General features: G+C 55.6%; 13 protein-coding genes. 6 read left to right on the plus strand and 7 right to left on the minus strand.

The window, feature by feature from the left end; translation table 11 throughout:
• Window position 1 precedes the first annotated feature (1 nt).
• The 3 genes from lolA to lrp form a co-directional block, all read right to left on the minus strand.
• Window positions 2-613 carry an outer membrane lipoprotein chaperone LolA gene (gene lolA / locus JT31_RS05085; RefSeq protein ID WP_038474073.1) on the minus strand — a complete coding sequence of 204 codons (612 nt, stop codon included), beginning with the start codon at window positions 611-613 and terminating at the stop codon, window positions 2-4.
• Window positions 614-789: 176 nt separating this feature from the next.
• A complete protein-coding gene (locus JT31_RS05090) occupies window positions 790-4503 on the minus strand; it encodes a DNA translocase FtsK 4TM domain-containing protein (RefSeq protein ID WP_038474076.1) in 3714 nt (1237 codons plus the stop codon).
• A 121-nt stretch (window positions 4504-4624) separates the two neighbouring features.
• Window positions 4625-5119: a leucine-responsive transcriptional regulator Lrp gene (lrp, locus tag JT31_RS05095; RefSeq protein WP_000228469.1), complete on the minus strand. Its 495-nt coding sequence runs from the start codon at window positions 5117-5119 to the stop codon at window positions 4625-4627.
• A 492-nt stretch (window positions 5120-5611) separates the two neighbouring features.
• Here lrp and trxB point away from each other — a divergent pair, with 492 nt between their 5' ends.
• The 5 genes from trxB to infA all read left to right on the plus strand — a co-directional run bounded on the left by trxB (window position 5612) and on the right by infA (window position 11433).
• Entirely contained in the window at window positions 5612-6580 is a 969-nt protein-coding gene (trxB, locus tag JT31_RS05100; RefSeq protein ID WP_038474084.1) for a thioredoxin-disulfide reductase, read from the plus strand.
• 113 nt (window positions 6581-6693) lie between these two features.
• Complete coding sequence (gene cydD, locus JT31_RS05105) at window positions 6694-8460, plus strand: heme ABC transporter permease/ATP-binding protein CydD (protein ID WP_038474087.1); 1767 nt, start codon at window positions 6694-6696, stop codon at window positions 8458-8460.
• The gene (gene cydC / locus JT31_RS05110; protein WP_038474090.1) at window positions 8460-10181 is read left to right on the plus strand and encodes a heme ABC transporter ATP-binding protein/permease CydC; all 1722 of its coding nucleotides are present in this window, start codon (window positions 8460-8462) and stop codon (window positions 10179-10181) included. Before cydD ends, cydC begins: the two co-directional genes overlap by 1 nt.
• Before the next feature lie 53 nt (window positions 10182-10234).
• On the plus strand, window positions 10235-10930 hold the full coding sequence (gene aat, locus JT31_RS05115) for a leucyl/phenylalanyl-tRNA--protein transferase (protein WP_038474094.1): 696 nt from the start codon (window positions 10235-10237) through the stop codon (window positions 10928-10930).
• Between the two features lie 284 nt (window positions 10931-11214).
• A complete protein-coding gene (infA, locus tag JT31_RS05120) occupies window positions 11215-11433 on the plus strand; it encodes a translation initiation factor IF-1 (protein ID WP_002211347.1) in 219 nt (72 codons plus the stop codon).
• Window positions 11434-11531: 98 nt separating this feature from the next.
• Here the strand turns inward: infA and clpA are convergent, their stop codons facing one another.
• Window positions 11532-13805: an ATP-dependent Clp protease ATP-binding subunit ClpA gene (clpA, locus tag JT31_RS05125; protein ID WP_038474097.1), complete on the minus strand. Its 2274-nt coding sequence runs from the start codon at window positions 13803-13805 to the stop codon at window positions 11532-11534.
• A gap of 27 nt (window positions 13806-13832) precedes the next feature.
• Complete coding sequence (clpS, locus tag JT31_RS05130; RefSeq protein ID WP_008461103.1) at window positions 13833-14153, minus strand: ATP-dependent Clp protease adapter ClpS; 321 nt, start codon at window positions 14151-14153, stop codon at window positions 13833-13835.
• A gap of 323 nt (window positions 14154-14476) precedes the next feature.
• Between clpS and cspD the strand changes: the two genes are divergently transcribed.
• Window positions 14477-14698 carry a cold shock-like protein CspD gene (gene cspD, locus JT31_RS05135; RefSeq protein ID WP_038474100.1) on the plus strand — a complete coding sequence of 74 codons (222 nt, stop codon included), beginning with the start codon at window positions 14477-14479 and terminating at the stop codon, window positions 14696-14698.
• A gap of 88 nt (window positions 14699-14786) precedes the next feature.
• Here cspD and macB read toward each other — a convergent pair whose 3' ends face one another.
• A complete protein-coding gene (gene macB / locus JT31_RS05140; protein WP_038474103.1) occupies window positions 14787-16733 on the minus strand; it encodes a macrolide ABC transporter ATP-binding protein/permease MacB in 1947 nt (648 codons plus the stop codon).
• Window positions 16730-17845, minus strand: a complete 1116-nt coding sequence (gene macA / locus JT31_RS05145) for a macrolide transporter subunit MacA (RefSeq protein WP_038474106.1) — start codon at window positions 17843-17845, stop codon at window positions 16730-16732. The genes macB and macA overlap by 4 nt, the downstream gene beginning before the upstream one ends.
• Between the last annotated feature and the right edge of the window lie 116 nt (window positions 17846-17961).

The following is a 17961-nucleotide window of genomic DNA, read 5'->3' on the forward strand; positions in this document are numbered from 1 at the left end:
TCTATTTACGTTGGTCGTCCACCGTGACGCCTTTTGGCGGGGTGAACGTAAACTTACCGGCATCCACAGCACCGTTTTGCTGAGCCTTCAAAGTATAGCTGCTGCGCTGGTCGTCCTGCTCCACCGCGCTGAACTGATGAATTGTGCCGTCGCGGCCCACGTTAATGGTGAACTGTTTCAGGTTGCCCGAGCTGCTTTTTGGCGTCAGCACAAAATCATCGCCGTTCTGTTTGATGTTGTACTGCTTCCAGTCGCTGGACTGGTTGCGGGCAATCAGCATAAACGGCGTATTGCCGGTGGCGTCTTTCAGCCAGGTTGCCGTGACCTGCTCGACAAACGGGTTGTAGAACCACAGGGTTTTGCCGTCGGACACCAGGATGCTTTCATCAGGCTGGGTCATGTGCCAGTTAAACAGGTTTGGACGTTTAACCCACAGGTCGCCCTGGCCTTCCTGCACCGCAGCCCCGCTGCCATCGGTGACTTTCTGGGTGAAGCTGGCATGGAAGCTACCGACTTTATCGAGACGACCCTGCAGATCGCCCGCAGCGTCAGCCCAGGCTCCGGTTGCGGTCATCGCGGATAATAGCGCACAGGCAATTACGATTTTTTTCATTATGTTCCCTCTGGATGCATTGACCACCTGACGATGGCGCTTCTGCTGCTCACTGTAGTGAAGTCTTTGGCTACCGCAACAGAAGAATAAGCTGATTTTCCGGTAATTTACCCATCTTTGCAAAAAGAGCCGCGTGTGCGGCTCTTATTCACTCAGTAGGTTCGCACTCAGCCGAATTACTCAAACTGAGGCGGAGCAAGAACTTCGCGGTTACCGTTGTGCCCCTGTGGACTCACGATCCCCTGCGCTTCCATTTGCTCAACGATCCTCGCCGCACGGTTGTAGCCAATGCGGAACTGGCGCTGTACGCCGGAGATGGATGCTTTACGTTTCTCAACCACGAAAGCGACTGCCTGATCGAACAGCGGATCCAGCTCTTCATCGCCGTCCATACCACCGCCGCTGCCGTCGCCGCTGCCTTCATCATCGGTAATACCGGTAATGTATTGCGGACGACCGCGGGCTTTCCAGTCCTGAACCACCGCATGAACTTCTTCATCGCGGACAAAGGCACCGTGTACACGAATCGGCGTCGTAGAGTTTGGCGCAGAGTAAAGCATATCCCCCATGCCCAGCAGGGATTCCGCGCCGCCCTGGTCAAGGATGGTGCGTGAGTCAATTTTGCTCGACACCGTAAACGCGATACGGGTTGGAATGTTGGCTTTGATAAGGCCAGTAATGACGTCAACCGATGGGCGCTGGGTTGCCAGAACGAGGTGAATACCGGCCGCACGTGCTTTTTGTGCCAGACGGGCAATCAGCTCTTCAACCTTTTTGCCTACCGTCATCATCAGGTCGGCAAACTCGTCCACCAGCACCACGATATACGGCAGTTTTTCCAGCACAGGATGGGTAGCATCCATGCTGTCGCCAGGTTTCCAGAACGGATCGGGAATCGGACGCCCCATACGCTCGGCTTCCAGCACACGCTCGTTGTAGCCTGCCAGGTTACGCACGCCAAGCGCGGACATCAGCTTATAGCGGCGCTCCATCTCGTTCACGCTCCAGCGCAGGGCATTCGCGGCATCCTTCATGTCTGTAACCACTTCGGTCAGCAGATGCGGGATCCCTTCGTACACCGACAGCTCAAGCATTTTCGGATCGATCATGATGAAGCGAACTTCTTCCGGCGTCGCTTTGTACAGCATGCTGATGATCATGGCGTTCACGCCAACCGACTTACCGGAACCGGTCGTACCGGCCACCAGCAGATGAGGCATCTTCGCCAGATCTGCGACCACCGGCTCACCGCCGATGTCTTTCCCGAGAACCACGGTCAACGGAGAGCTGTTGTCGCGGAATTTAGCGCAGTCGAGCACTTCACGCAGGTAAACGGTCTGACGTTTTTTGTTCGGCAGTTCAAGGCCAACGTACGGTTTGCCCGGAATAACCTCAACCACACGCACGGCAACGGTCGACAGCGAGCGCGCCAGGTCACGGGAAAGGTTCGAAATACGCGCAGCCTTCACGCCCGGAGCCAAATCCAGCTCGAAACGTGTGATGACCGGACCCGGAGAATAATCCACCACGTCGGCTTTAATGCGGTAATCCGCCAGACGGGCTTCCACCAGACGAGCCATCTGCTCCATCGCAAAGGTATCTACCGGCTCAACTTCAGTTGGAGGTGAAGTCAGCAGATCCAGTGACGGCAGCGGCGTAGTGGGTTTCTGAAGCGGACGATCGTCGCCGTTACGCATCAGGAACGGGTGGATCAGGCTCTCTTTTGGCTCAGGTGCGGCAGGCTGATGCTGCGTCGCCTGAGCATACTGGGCTGGCTGAGCAACCGGCTGGCTGTGTTGAACCGGCTGAGATACAGGCTCAAAGCTCGGCGTGAACAGCGGCTCGCTCGGCGTATCATCCACCAGCTCTTTCAGCGATGACTGGAAATCAAAATCATCCAGTGAGAACGGAGCGTTATTTTGCTGTGGCTGCTCGCTGTAGCGCTGCTGTTGCTGCGCAGCGAACTGACGCGCAAGTTCAGCTTCTTCCGCTTCCGCCCGATCTTCTTCAGACCAGGTTTCGTCTTCGAACTCTTCGCCATAGCGCTGCTGTTGCTGGGCCGCAAACTGGCGGGCCAGCTCGTGCTGCTGCAGCGCATCGTTTTCATCGCCATAATCGTCGTCGGACTGCTGGCTCTCCGCCAGTCGGGCCTGCTCTTCGGCCATGCGCTGGGAAGGCAGTTTTATCCCATAAGACGCCAGCTCACGGCGAGTCGGGACACGTACCCGATTCGGACGCGGCAGTTGAGGACCAATGCCTTCTTTTACCTGAGGACGCGGAGCATCGCTGGCAATGCTGAATACCGGTGAAAATGCCGCCGCTCCAGCCGCAATTTTTGCCGCCTGCTGCACGCCCGATGCAGTTTGGGTCACGTCCGGCACCGGCATTTCAGGCGCCGTTAACGGGGCTGAAACTGGCGCTGGGGTCGGGATCGTTGGCTGAACAGGCTCAGGCACCGCAGGTGTTGCTGGCGCATAGTTATAAGGATCGGGCTTCGGCTCATTAACGGGCTGATACCAGGCCGCAAGCTGCTCACGTTCACGGGCGCGCTTCTCTTCCACTTCTTCAAAGTGGTACATCGGCGGGCGAACGTATTTCACCTCTTCTACCGGCTCTGGCGTCGGCTGTGGCTCTGCGAATGGCTGAGCCGCAGGCGCAACAGGTTCAGCCCAGCTTTGATGGATCTCATGCGGAACTTGCTGCTGTACGCTTGCTGGATGCGGAGAAGTGTAATGATCCGGAGCAGGAGCAATAACCGGCTCTGGCGTGACCATTGTCGGCGCTGGTTCCCATGCAATCGCGGGGGCAGCGGGCTCGGCCTCAACGACTGGAGCCGGTGTGGATACCGGAGGCATTGGCGCAACCGGCGGCACAGGTGCTGCCCACGACTGGTTAGCGGTCGTTGCCGCAGCGGCCGCAGCAATCGGCTCAACGGCAGAATGCCCGCTGAACAGCGGATCGTATTCTTGCTCTTCCGGCAGCGTCGCTTTGTGCCCGGAGAACAGCACATCGTTCGGGTCGGCCTCTACGCCACGCGCGCTGAACAGGACGTCGTCTTCTGCATCGTCCATCCGCTTGCCGGAGAACAACGCTGCATCCGTTTTGCGGCCGTTAGGGTTAGCAAACTTCTGCGACAGACGCTGCTTACGTGCAAGCGCCCCGCGTAAAATACGCGCCCGACGGGATTCACGCTTCTCGGTAGAAACGTGCTGCTGTTCGTCTGCATGGTGCTCTTCTTCGTACTCGTCCTCATCCTGCCAGGTGTTATCCCGACGGGTGCGATTGCTGGCAAACGTAAGAACGGTTAACACCGCGCTGCCGAGCTTCTCGGCAATGCTGACCCAGGACCAGCCGGTGAACAGCGTCAGACCAGCCGCCCATACGCAAAGCAGCGCAATTGTGCCGCCGCTGCTGTTAAGTAACGGCATCATAGCGGTACTGAGCAAACTGCCCAGCACGCCGCCCGAGGCGAAGTACCAGATATCGTCCGCATTGATGGCCGCCAGCCCGCACGAGGTCAGCACCATAGCAAGCACGCCGATAAGGCGTAGCGAAACGGCAAAATAATCGATGAACTCTTCACTGTCGCGCTGCCGCCAGGTGAACCAGCAGCCACCGATGATGATCACCGGAATGGTGTACGCCATCACGCCGAAAATGAAGAACAACGTATCGGCAAACCACGCTCCCGGCGCGCCACCCAGATTATGGATAGGCTCATGCCACGCGGTTTGAGACCAGCTAGGGTCTGAGGGGTTAAAGCTTAACAAGGCAACCATCAAATAGATGGCAAATAAGGCGACAAGGATCAGCAAAGCCTCGAGTAAACGGCGCCCGCTGCTCAGTTTCCGCAATGTTACTTCTTTATCTTCGGTATATTCCTGGCTCAAGAAAGGCTCTCCAGGTCCTTAAACTCAATGGAGACAACAGCACCGGCGGCATGCCGGAGCTGTTGCTGTATGGATTCCCAGGAGTGTAACCAAAATACGCCAATTTTGCACCTGGCCCGTATTAACGGGTCTTAATGACCAAACGGTTACTCTGTTTGACCTCTTCCATGACAACATAAGTACGGGTGTCGTTAACGCCCGGCAGACGCAGCAGGGTCTCACCTAAGAGTTTACGATACGCCGACATATCCGGCACGCGTGTTTTCAACAGGTAGTCGAAATCACCGGATACGAGATGACACTCTTGAATTTCTTCAAGTTTTTGCACTGCGGCGTTAAATTGCTCAAACACATCCGGGGCGCCACGATTCAGAGTAATCTCAACAAAGACCAACAGTGAGGCATCCAGATAATGCGGGTTTAACAGCGCCGTATAGCCCTGAATAAAACCCTGACGTTCCAGACGACGAACGCGCTCAAGGCACGGCGTCGGCGAAAGCCCAACACGCTTGGAAAGCTCAACGTTAGAAATGCGCCCATCCTTTTGCAATTCGTTGAGAATATTGCGATCGATACGGTCGAGATCTTTGCCCGGGCGCTTCTTGCTATCTACCATTATTATTGTCTCTCTCTATTCCTTCCTTCACCTGCCATAACCCTGGTGACGTCAATGTTCAGGGTGTACGTGAGAAGACCGATGCCTTTCGGCTGCTATCGACATCACGCATAACGTCTGTCCACGTCATGCGTAAATTTCAATAACTCGGTAAATTTGCATCAGGTTTGCGCGAGAGCACGCGGCTTCCACATCACCAAATGTTTTTCTTCCTCGAATGTTTTCGCAAATGCTTAGGGGATTGTCAAAGCAAAACATCTATTTTTAGTGGAACGTGCCAGATATTCCTTTTGGCTGATGATTATTCATCATTTTCGCCCCGTGATTACCGTGCTATTACAATGATTATTTATGCACATGACGGTGATATTCATTGGGCTTATAGGCAGCATCGATGACACACATCGTTAACAACATTGCTGCACTCTTTTTTTAATGCAACGAATTCCCTACAATCACCCCCATTGTCTGTAAACGTTCAATGAGGATCTCATGGGCACAGCTAAACACAGTAAGCTGCTTATTCTTGGCTCCGGCCCTGCGGGCTATACCGCAGCGGTCTACGCTGCACGCGCCAACTTAAAACCGGTACTGATTACCGGCATGGAAAAAGGCGGCCAGCTGACCACCACCACCGAAGTCGAAAACTGGCCTGGCGATCCTAACGACCTGACCGGTCCGTTACTGATGGAACGCATGCACGAGCATGCGGCCAAGTTCGAAACCGAAATTCTCTTCGACCACATCACCAGCGTCGATCTGCAGAACCGTCCGTTCCGCCTGGTGGGCGACAGCGGCGAATACACCTGCGACGCGCTGATTATTGCAACCGGCGCCTCTGCACGTTATCTGGGCCTGCCTTCCGAAGAAGCGTTCAAAGGCCGCGGCGTTTCAGCCTGTGCCACCTGCGATGGCTTCTTCTACCGCAACCAGAAAGTCGCGGTCATCGGCGGCGGGAATACCGCAGTCGAAGAAGCGCTGTATCTGGCGAACATCGCCTCTGAAGTGCATCTGATCCACCGCCGCGACAGCTTCCGCGCGGAGAAGATCCTGATTAATCGTCTGATGGATAAAGTACAGAACGGCAACATCGTGCTGCACACCCACCGCACGCTGGAAGAAGTGACCGGCGATCAGATGGGCGTCAGCGGCCTTCGCTTGCGTGATACGCAAAATACCGACATTATCGAAGAGCTGGAAGTTGCAGGCTTATTTGTGGCTATCGGCCACAGTCCGAATACCGCGATTTTCAACGGCCAGCTGGAGCTGGAAAACGGCTACATCAAGGTGCAGTCTGGTATTCACGGCAACGCAACCCAAACCAGCATCCCTGGCGTCTTTGCCGCTGGCGACGTGATGGATCATATCTATCGTCAGGCCATTACCTCCGCGGGTACCGGCTGTATGGCCGCGCTGGACGCCGAGCGTTATCTCGACGGCCTGGCCGAACAGTGTAAATAAATTAAAGATGTTAAAAAAGGCGGCCTTGCTGGTCGCCTTTCTTGTTTCTGCCATGTAACATTGCCTGTCAAAATTGCCTGAGTTTTCCTTCTTCTACCAGCATCTGGCACGCGATGAATAAAACCCGTCAGCAAGAACTTAGCCTCTGGCTAAAGCAGCAAAGTCTCATCTCTCGCCGTTGGCTCGGCCTGTCACGCCTGCTCGGTTTGGTCAGTGGTTTACTGATTGTTGCCCAGGCCTGGCTGCTGGCCCGCATTCTCCAGCACATGATTATGGAAAATATTCCGCGTGAAGCACTGCTCATGCCGTTTATTTTGCTGGTCCTGGTGTTTGTTTTACGCGCCTGGATCGTCTGGCTGAGGGAAAAGGTCGGTTTTTATGCCGGACTTCATATCCGCCAGGAAATTCGCCGCAAAGTACTCGACAGGCTACACCAGGCCGGCCCAGCCTGGATTCAGGGTAAGCCAGTTGGCAGTTGGGCGACGCTGGTCCTCGAACAAATTGAAGACATGCATGACTATTACGCGCGCTACCTGCCCCAGATGTCGCTGGCGGTTATGGTCCCCCTGCTGATTATCGTCGCCATCTTTCCCATCAACTGGGCAGCGGCGCTCATTTTGCTGGGCACCGCGCCGCTTATCCCGATCTTTATGGCGCTGGTAGGCATGGGCGCTGCCGATGCTAACCGCCGTAATTTTCAGGCGCTGGCGCGCCTCAGCGGGCACTTCCTCGATCGCCTTCGCGGAATGGAAACGCTCCGCGTATTTAACCGCGGCGCTGCGGAAACCGAAAACATTCGTGCCGCTAGTCAGGACTTCCGCCAGCGCACCATGGAAGTGCTGCGCATGGCATTTCTTTCTTCCGGCGTGCTGGAGTTCTTCGCTTCTTTATCTATCGCCGTGGTTGCCGTCTATTTCGGTTTCTCTTACCTTGGCGAGCTGAATTTTGGCCACTACGGCACCGGCGTAACGCTGTTTGCCGGCTTCCTGGCGCTTATTCTTGCTCCCGAATTCTTCCAGCCGCTGCGTGATATGGGCACCTTCTATCACGCCAAAGCCCAGGCCGTGGGCGCGGCAGATACCCTGATGACCTTCCTCGACTCGCCGCTGCAGCACCCCGAACAGGGAACGGTGCAGCTGTCCGGCAACGGGCCTTTTGCTATCGAAGCTCGCGAAATGACAATTCTGTCTGCCGAGGGGAAAGTGCTGGCCGGGCCGCTTAGCTTTACGCTTCCTGCCGGGCTGCGCGTGGCGCTGGTCGGTCAAAGCGGCGCGGGCAAAAGCTCCCTGCTGAATGTCCTTTCCGGGTTCCTTCCCTACCAGGGCCAGTTGCTTATCAACGGCGTCGAGCTGGCGCAGCTTTCGCCAGACTGGTGGCGTGCGCAGCTTAGCTGGGTGGGACAAAACCCTCAGCTACCGGCCGCTACACTTCGGGATAACGTGCTACTGGGCTTGCCTGAGGCGGACGATACCAGCCTGCAGGCGGCGCTGGATAAAGCGTCGGTGACGGAGTTTCTGCCGCTGCTGCCTGAAGGCATCGATACCTCACCTGGCGACCAGTCCACGCGTTTGTCCATGGGCCAGGCGCAGCGAGTGGCCGTTGCCAGAGCACTGCTCGCGCCTTGCGGAGTTTTGCTGCTGGACGAACCCGCGGCAAGCCTGGATGCTCATAGCGAACAGCGCGTTATGGAAGCGCTTACTGAGGCATCCCGCCAGCAAACTACCCTGATGGTCACTCACCAGCTGGATTACATCAGCGACTGGGACCAAATATGGGTGATGCGTAACGGGCAGATTGTTCAGCAAGGAAGTTTTGCTCAGCTTTCCGCCGAAGATGGCCCCTTTGCGGTATTACTGGCCAGCCGTCAGGAGGAGATTTAATGCGCGCCCTGTTGCCTTATCTGGCACTCTATCGTCGCCATAAGTGGTTGCTGTCTTTAGGCGTTGTACTAGCCATCATCACGCTGCTCGCCAGCATTGGCCTGTTGACGCTCTCAGGCTGGTTCCTTTCGGCGTCTGCCGTAGTTGGCGTTGCCGGGCTCTACAGCTTTAACTACATGCTGCCTGCCGCAGGCGTTCGCGGCGCGGCGATTACCCGCACCGCAGGCCGTTATTTCGAGCGTCTGGTTAGCCATGATGCCACCTTCCGCGTGCTGCAGCATTTACGTGTTTCTACCTTCAGCAAGCTGCTGCCGCTCTCCCCTGCCGGGCTGGCCCGCTTCCGTCAAGGTGAACTGTTAAACCGGGTCGTTGCGGACGTCGATACGCTAGATCACCTCTACTTGCGGGTTATTTCACCGCTCGTCGGCGCTTTTGTCGTCATCGTGGTGGTGACTTTTGGCCTGAGTTTTCTCGATACCACCCTGGCGTTAACCCTGGGCGGAATTTTACTCGCGACGCTGCTCCTGCTGCCGCCACTGTTTTATCGCGCCGGGCAGCCAACCGGTGAAGCTCTGACCGTCCAGCGCGGGCACTATCGTCAGCAATTGACCGCCTGGCTGCAAAGCCACGCAGAGTTAACCATTTTCGGCGCAGCAACCCGCGCGCGTGAACAGTTAGACGCTACAGAAAATAGCTGGCAGGAGGCTCAGCGCCGCCAGGCCGGGCTAACGGCTCTGTCACAGGCCGTCATGCTGCTTATCAGCGGCATTGCCGTCCTGACTATGCTGTGGATGGCGTCGGCGGGCGTCGGTGAAAGCCAGTCTCCCGGCGCGCTGATTGCCCTGTTTGTGTTTTGTGCGCTGGCAGCCTTCGAGGCAATGGCTCCGGTTACCGGCGCATTCCAACATCTCGGTCAGGTTATCGCCTCTGCGCTACGGGTAACGCAAATCACCAGCCAGGTTCCGGAAGTTACCTTCCCTGAAGCTTCGCAACCCGAGCAACAGCAGGCTGCTCTGGAAGTTCGTGGCGTAAGCTTTACCTATCCAGGGCAAAGTCAGCCGGCGCTGAAAGATATCGCTTTGTCCGTCAACGCCGGGCAACGCATTGCTATTCTCGGCAAAACCGGCTGCGGAAAATCTACGCTGCTGCAATTACTTACCCGCGCATGGGATGCCCGGCAGGGTGAGATTCAGCTTAACGGCATCGCGTTAAGCTCGTTTGATGAAGCTACGCTGCGCAGGGCAACCAGCGTCGTACCGCAGCGTGTGCACCTGTTCAGCGCCACCCTGCGCGATAATCTGCTGCTGGCAGCCCCTGAGGCAAGCGATGAGCAGCTTAGCACCGCCCTCGGCCAGGTTGGTCTGGAGAAACTGCTGGACGACGGCGGACTCAACGGCTGGCTGGGTGAAGGCGGCCGTCAGCTGTCCGGCGGTGAGCTCCGCCGCCTTGCGATTGCGAGAGCGATGTTGCACAACGCCCCTCTCATGCTGCTGGACGAACCTACCGAAGGTTTGGATGCAGAAACCGAGCGTCAAATTCTTGATTTATTAGCCGAAGTCACCAGGAATAAAACCGTGCTAATGGTCACCCACCGGCTGCGGGGGTTGAACGCTTTTGACAGCATAATTGTGATGGACAACGGACAGATAATTGAGCAAGGTAATCACGCCGAATTGATGGCGTCCGGTGGACGTTATTATCAATTTCGCCAGCGCCTTTAGGCGTTCTGAATAGACTATTATCAATACAATATTGCTCTGGAGTTTTTGTCGTCATGCGCCTGGTGCAGCTTTCTCGTGACTCGATTGCCTTTCCTTCGCCGGAAGGGGCGTTGCGTGAACCCAATGGGTTACTGGCGCTTGGCGGCGACCTTGGCCCCGCTCGTCTGCTGATGGCCTATCAGCGCGGTATTTTTCCGTGGTTTTCTCCCGGGGACCCTATCCTGTGGTGGTCCCCGGACCCTCGCGCCGTACTATATCCGGAGCAGTTCCACCTCAGCCGCAGCATGAAGCGCTTTCACCGCGCTGCGCCTTATAGAGTCACGCTGAACCATGCCTTTGAGCACGTGCTATACGGCTGTGCGAGCGACCGCAATGAAGGGACATGGATAACCGCAGAAATTGTGGAAGCCTATTTACGCCTGCATGAACTTGGCCATGCCCATTCTATTGAGGTATGGGACGGCGAAGAGCTGGTTGGCGGCATGTACGGCGTCGCGCAAGGCGCGCTATTTTGCGGCGAATCTATGTTCAGCCGACGAGTTAATGCCTCAAAAACTGCGCTGCTGGTTTTCTGCCAACATTTTATTCGCCACGGCGGTAAATTGATCGACTGCCAGGTGCTTAATGAGCACACGGCTTCGCTGGGCGTGATAGAAATTCCCCGCCGGGATTATCTCCAGGCATTAGCGGAGCTTCGCCCGCAGCATTTAGGCCCTCACTGCTGGGTTCCGCAGACGCTGGAACAATAATGTTTAACAACACATTTTATGTGAGGGTGTTATAATTAGCGCCGCTAAGTGGCTTTTGCCTGCTACCCCGCCATCGTTTGGGATTTATTGTTTAAGGGAATACCCTCTCATTTATCTCTTTGCGTTCTTCATCGCAGACGTTGCTATGCGCAAGCTGTGACCCGGCGGGTAATAAGCAAAATGCACTTTCATTGGTGATTTCACCAACAATTCTTTACATGATAAGCGAACTTCGGCATTATCTTGCCGGTTCAAACTACGGTAGTGATACCCCAGAGGATTAGATGGCCAAAGAAGACAATATTGAAATGCAGGGTACCGTACTTGATACGTTACCTAACACCATGTTCCGCGTTGAGCTGGAAAACGGGCACGTGGTTACCGCTCATATCTCCGGTAAAATGCGCAAAAACTACATCCGCATTCTGACGGGCGACAAAGTCACCGTTGAGCTGACCCCGTACGACCTGAGCAAAGGCCGCATTGTCTTCCGTAGCCGTTGATAGTTTCGATTCCGCGGCCTGAGATGGGCGGCGTTGAGAGTTAGTCGTAATAGAAAGGCCGGGCAATGCCCGGCCTTTTTTATGCTTATAGTACGGCGTTAGTGCGCGGCTTCCGGCTTGTGCTTTTGCGCACTCACAAAGTTGAAGGTCAGCTGCTGCTGGTCTTTATCCAGCGCCACCGTCACCTGCCCGCCGTCCACCAGGCTACCGAACAGCAGCTCGTTAGCCAGCGGTTTTTTCAGGCTGTCCTGAATGACACGCGCCATTGGGCGAGCGCCCATCGCACGGTCATACCCCTTCTCTGCCAGCCAGTCACGCGCTTCCTGGCTAACTTCCAGCGAAACGCCTTTCTGATCCAGCTGCACCTGAAGCTCGACGATAAATTTATCCACCACCTGATGAATCACCTCGGTAGAGAGATGGTTGAACCAGATAATGTTGTCGAGACGGTTACGGAACTCTGGCGTAAAGATCTTTTTGATCTCTTCCATCGCGTCGGTGCTGTTGTCCTGACGGATAAGCCCGATGGACTTACGTTCAGTTTCCCGGACCCCGGCGTTAGTCGTCATTACCAGGATCACGTTGCGGAAGTCCGCCTTACGCCCGTTGTTGTCGGTCAGCGTCCCGTTATCCATCACCTGCAGCAGCAGGTTAAAGACATCCGGATGCGCTTTTTCGATTTCATCGAGCAGCAGAACGGCATGCGGGTGCTTAATGACCGCGTCCGTCAGCAGGCCACCCTGATCGAAGCCGACATAACCTGGAGGCGCACCAATCAAGCGGCTCACGGTATGACGCTCCATGTACTCGGACATATCAAAGCGCAGCAGCTCAATACCCAGCGACTTCGCCAGTTGGACGGTGACTTCAGTCTTACCGACACCGGTTGGCCCGGCAAACAGGAATGAGCCCACAGGCTTATGATCCTGCCCCAAACCAGCGCGGCTCATCTTGATAGCTTCAGTCAGCGCTTCAATCGCCTTATCCTGGCCAAACACCAGCATTTTCAGGCGGTCGCCCAGGCTTTTCAGCGTATCGCGATCGCTCGCGGAAACGCTTTTTTCCGGGATACGCGCGATGCGAGCTACCACGGTTTCGATGTCCGCCACGTTAACGGTTTTCTTACGTTTGCTGACCGGCATCAGGCGGCTACGTGCGCCCGCCTCATCAATGACGTCAATAGCCTTATCCGGCAGGTGCCTGTCATTGATGTATTTCACCGCCAACTCAACCGCAGCGCGAACGGCCTTCGCGGTGTAGCGTACGTCGTGGTGCGCTTCATATTTCGGCTTCAGGCCGTTGATTATCTGCACCGTCTCTTCAACGGTTGGCTCGGTAATATCAATCTTCTGGAAGCGACGTGCCAGAGCACGGTCTTTTTCAAAGATGTTGCTGAATTCCTGATAGGTGGTCGAGCCAATCACGCGGATTTTACCGCCGGACAGCAGCGGTTTAATCAGGTTAGCGGCATCAACCTGGCCACCGGAAGCCGCACCCGCGCCGATGATGGTGTGAATCTCATCGATAAACAGGATGCTATTTTTATCCTGCTCGAGCTGTTTCAGCAGCGCTTTAAAACGTTTTTCAAAATCACCGCGGTATTTGGTACCGGCCAGCAGAGAACCAATGTCCAGCGAATAGATAGTGCAGTCGGCCATCACTTCCGGCACGTCACCCTGCACGATTCTCCACGCCAGCCCTTCGGCAATCGCGGTTTTCCCGACGCCGGATTCACCGACCAGCAGCGGGTTATTTTTACGGCGACGGCACAGAACCTGAATAGCACGCTCCAGCTCTTTATCGCGGCCAATCAGCGGATCGATCCCGCCAACGCGCGCAAGCTGATTAAGATTGGTGGTGAAGTTTTCCATACGTTCCTCCCCGCCTGCTTGCTCTTCGTTGACCGGGTTTTCAGAGCCCGATGACTGATTCGGTTCGTCTTTGCGCGTGCCGTGAGAGATGAAGTTCACCACGTCAAGGCGGCTCACTTCATGTTTGCGCAGCAGATAGGCCGCCTGGGATTCCTGCTCGCTGAAAATGGCCACCAGCACGTTGGCGCCGGTGACTTCGCTGCGCCCGGAGGACTGGACGTGGAACACCGCTCGCTGCAGCACACGCTGGAAGCTGAGCGTCGGCTGAGTGTCGCGCTCTTCAACGTTAGGTGGCAGGACCGGCGTGGTTTGTTCGATGAAGGCCTCGAGTTCCTGTCGCAGCGCCACCATGTCCACAGAACACGCTTCCAGCGCTTCGCGGGCAGATGGGTTACTGAGCAACGCCAGTAACAGATGCTCGACGGTCATAAATTCATGTCGGTGCTCGCGCGCTCTGGCGAAAGCCATGTTTAAACTGAGTTCCAGTTCTTGATTGAGCATAGGCACCTCCCCAAATTATCGGCCTTGTCAGGCCTTTTCTAGCGTACACAGCAGCGGGTACTCGTTCTCCCTTGCATACTGGTTCACTAACGCCACTTTGGTTTCCGCTACTTCTGCAGTAAAGATGCCACAGATAGCTTTACCCTGATAGTGAACCGTGAGCATCAACTGCGTTGCACGTTCAACATCATAAGAAAAGAACTTTTGCAGTACGTCAATAACAAATTCCATTGGCGTGTAGTCGTCGTTCATCAGTATAACTTTATACATGGAGGGCGGTTTTAGCGTTTCGCGCAGTTTATCCGCCGCCATTTGGTCAAAGTCCAACCAGTCGTTCGTCTTACCCATTTCGATTTATCATCGTTTGTTGAAGCCCAACACACTGTCAGGCAAGGCCTTATATTGAGTGTAATACGCTTTTAGCAAACGTATTGCATCGTATTCGATCCCGCTACTTTTTCCCGTAAGCGAGCTGCATCACATTAATGGCAATAGCGTTAACTGCTTCAAATTTTTGACTCATTGTTGCCCAACCAGCCCCGCCAGATGCTTGACGCAGTGTATAAAATATCTACATTGTAGCGGGGTGAGTTGGCGAGGTTTTGAACAGCCCGCCCTTACCCACCGGTTGATTCCATCTCACTATTAAGATTTACGAAGGATGTCGAAGCATGGAGACGGGTACTGTTAAATGGTTCAATAACGCCAAAGGGTTCGGTTTTATCTGCCCGGAAGGCGGCGGCGAAGACATCTTCGCCCACTACTCCACCATTCAGATGGACGGATACAGAACGCTAAAAGCCGGGCAACTTGTCAGGTTTGATGTACACGAAGGACCTAAAGGCAACCATGCCAGCCTGATCGTTCCCCACGAGGCGGAAGCCGTCGCCTAGCGCCCGGGAACCCTGGTTAATTGTGTACATCCCGCAGATAAAATGCCAGTCCGCAAGGCTGGCATTTTTTTATCGTCAGCCACCGGAGCTACTCGCGCGCTAACGCATCGATAGGATTCAGCCGAGCCGCGTTTCTGGCCGGCAGCCAGCCAAACAGCACGCCCGTCGCGGTCGAACAGCCAAACGCGGTGAGCAGCGCAACCGGCGAGAAACCTATCTGCCAGCCCGGCAGCACCAGCTGCAGCGTGAAGGCAATCAGCAGCGACAGGGAAATCCCCAACGCCCCGCCGACCAGACACACCAGCACCGCCTCAATTAAAAACTGCTGCAGCACGTCGCTGGCTCGCGCCCCAACCGCCATGCGGATCCCAATCTCTTTGGTCCGCTCGGTAACCGACACCAGCATAATATTCATAACGCCGATCCCCCCCACCAGCAGCGAAATCACCGCCACCAGCGTCAGGAACATCTGAAGAGTACGTGTGGTCTTTTCCGCCGTTTTCAACAGCCCGTCCATGTTATAGCTGAAAAAGTCTTTCTTGCCGTGACGCAGCAACAGCAGACGATTAAGCTGCTGCTCGGCTTCATGGCTGTCATAGCCTTCTTTCACCCGCACGGTGATCGAGTTAAGCCAGCTCTGACCCATCACGCGCCCGGCCATCGTGTTATAAGGCAGCCAGACGCGTAGCACCTTGCTGCTGCCAAACATCGACTGTTTTTCTTCCGCCACGCCAATCACCGTCGCCGGCATATTGCCGACCAGCACGACTTCGCCGACCACCTCACTTTTGTTCGGGAATAGCTGTCTTTTGCTATTGGCATCCAGCACCACGACCTGCGCGCGGCCGTTCATCTGTTCGTCATTAAAGCTTGCGCCCTGGCTCATCGTCATGCCGTAAACATCGAAATAGTCGCCGCTAACCCCATTGACGCTGGCCGCCGCATCCACGTTGCCGTAGCGCAGGCGCAAATTGCTGGAAATAGAGGGCGTGGCCGAACTCACCCAGGGCTGCTGGCGGATAGCCAGCAAATCATCATATTTCAGCGCCTGCTGGAACTGCGGATCGTCATCGCCGAAGTCTTTACCGGGATAAACGTCAATAGTGTTGGTCCCGATGGAGCGAATATCTTCCAGCACCATCTGTTTGGCGGCATCACCCACCACCACGATAGAAACCACCGAGGCAATACCAATAATAATGCCGAGCATGGTCAGCAACGTGCGCATCTTGTTTGCAGCCATCGCCAGCCACGCCATACCGAGTGCCTCGCGGAAGCTGCTGATAACCTGCTGTACGGATGAGCCGCTTCTCAGCGCCTGATTTTCAACCGCCCGTGCCGAAGGCTGATGAACCGGCGGCGGGTTACTGATAATTTCACCGTCGCGAATTTCGATAATACGCTGAGCCTGCGCCGCAACCGCCGGGTCGTGGGTCACGATAATCACCGTATGCCCGCGCTCACGAAGCTGCTTCAGGGTTGCCATCACCTCTTCGCCGGAATGGCTGTCGAGTGCACCGGTGGGTTCATCGGCCAGAATCACCTGCCCGCCGTTCATCAGCGCACGTGCGATACTGACCCGCTGCTGCTGCCCGCCCGAAAGCTGCGAAGGAAGATATTCCACCCGCTCCTTCAGCCCAAGACGCCCCAGCAACTCGTGCGCACGCTGCTGCCGCTGGGCTCTCGTTGTCCCGGCATAGACCGCAGGAACCTCAACGTTTTGCGAAGCATTCAGGTGAGAGAGCAGATGGTAACGCTGGAAGATAAAGCCGAAATGCTCGCGGCGTAGCGTCGCCAGCGCATCGTTATCCAGCCCCGCGACATCCACGCCAGCCACCTTGTAGCTCCCGTGGCTTGGCTTATCCAGACAGCCAAGAATGTTCATTAGCGTAGACTTGCCGGAGCCGGATGCACCGACAATCGCCACCATTTCCCCGGCCTCAATCGTCAGGCTGATGCCCTTCAGCACCTCCACCTGCTCTTCACCGGAGGGATAGCTACGACGAATATCCTTTAGCTCAAGCAGCGCCGTCATTTGCTGCTCCCGGCGTTGGCGCGACCAGTCACCACCTCTTCGCCTTCTTCCAGCCCGTTCACGACCTGAACCTGGGTGTCGTTACGCATGCCGATGGTTATCTCACGCACTTTCGTTTCGCCGTTGCGCAGCACGGTGATGTTATAGCGATTATCACCAATCGGTTCGCCCAGCGCGGCCAGCGGAATGGTCAGCACATCTTTTACGCCACCCAGCTGAATATGCACCTGCGCGGTCATATCGAGACGCAGAATGCCTTTCGGATTCGGCACCTCAAAACGCGCATTGTAGAAGATAGCCTCGTTGACCTTATCCGGCGTCGGCAGGATATCCTTAAGCACGCCTTCATAGCGGGTCATCGGGTCTCCCAGCACGGTGAACCAGGCTTTCTGGCCCGGCTTAAGGTGAATCACATCGGCTTCGGACACCTGCGCCTTCACCAACATGGTGCTTAAATCCGCCAGCGTCAGGATATTCGGCGCCTGCTGAGCGGCAATCACGGTTTGCCCCTGCAGCGTCGTTATTTGCGTCACTTCGCCCGCCATTGGGGCAACGATGCGGGTAAATTCAAGATTCGTTTTCGCGGTGCTGAGTGAGGCCTGATTACGCTTGATTTGTGCATCAATGGTACCAATCTGCGCCTGTTTGACCGCCAGATCGGTTGCTGCCTTATCCAGATCCTGACGTGATACAGCCTGGGTCTTCGCCAGCGCCTGCTGACGAGAAAGCGTTACTGCGGCAAGCTTGCTTTCGGCTTCGGACTGCATGCGTTGCGCCCGCAGTTCCATCAGCGTGGCCTCCACCTCTTTAACCTGGTTTTCCGCCTGTTCCGGATCGATAACCCCCAGAAGCTGATCTTTTTTCACTTTATCGCCAATGCTCACCGACAGCGTTTTTAACTGCCCGCTCACCTGCGCACCCACGTCAACCTTGCGCACGGCATCAAGCTTTCCGGTAGCCAGAACGCTTTGCTGGAGAGAAGCCTTACGCACAATCATCGTCTGGTATTGCGGGGTTGGCGCATGCAAAAACTGCCATAGCCAGAGGAAAAATATCACCACTAATAGCGCGTAGAGCCAGTAACGTTTTTTGAATTTTCCCTTAAGTTTCATATAAGTCCTGAAATAGACAAAGCATGATTAAACAAATCTTAAACAAACTGCACAATGTGAAGAAGTGTAACAGTGATTGAATGTCGGTTGATATCCGGCGTGCTGAAATAGCGCCA

This window comes from Cedecea neteri (assembly GCF_000757825.1).
Lineage (GTDB): Bacteria > Pseudomonadota > Gammaproteobacteria > Enterobacterales > Enterobacteriaceae > Cedecea > Cedecea selenatireducens.

Coding starts and splice junctions, on each gene's coding strand:
- macB (WP_038474103.1), bottom strand. CDS start 16,733: ATGACGGCGCTGCTTGAGCTAAAGGATATTCGTCGTAGCTATCCCTCC.
- cydC (WP_038474090.1), top strand. CDS start 8,460: ATGCGCGCCCTGTTGCCTTATCTGGCACTCTATCGTCGCCATAAGTGG.
- macA (WP_038474106.1), bottom strand. CDS start 17,845: ATGAAACTTAAGGGAAAATTCAAAAAACGTTACTGGCTCTACGCGCTA.
- infA (WP_002211347.1), top strand. CDS start 11,215: ATGGCCAAAGAAGACAATATTGAAATGCAGGGTACCGTACTTGATACG.
- cspD (WP_038474100.1), top strand. CDS start 14,477: ATGGAGACGGGTACTGTTAAATGGTTCAATAACGCCAAAGGGTTCGGT.
- clpA (WP_038474097.1), bottom strand. CDS start 13,805: ATGCTCAATCAAGAACTGGAACTCAGTTTAAACATGGCTTTCGCCAGA.
- aat (WP_038474094.1), top strand. CDS start 10,235: ATGCGCCTGGTGCAGCTTTCTCGTGACTCGATTGCCTTTCCTTCGCCG.
- trxB (WP_038474084.1), top strand. CDS start 5,612: ATGGGCACAGCTAAACACAGTAAGCTGCTTATTCTTGGCTCCGGCCCT.
- lolA (WP_038474073.1), bottom strand. CDS start 613: ATGAAAAAAATCGTAATTGCCTGTGCGCTATTATCCGCGATGACCGCA.
- lrp (WP_000228469.1), bottom strand. CDS start 5,119: ATGGTAGATAGCAAGAAGCGCCCGGGCAAAGATCTCGACCGTATCGAT.
- clpS (WP_008461103.1), bottom strand. CDS start 14,153: ATGGGTAAGACGAACGACTGGTTGGACTTTGACCAAATGGCGGCGGAT.
- cydD (WP_038474087.1), top strand. CDS start 6,694: ATGAATAAAACCCGTCAGCAAGAACTTAGCCTCTGGCTAAAGCAGCAA.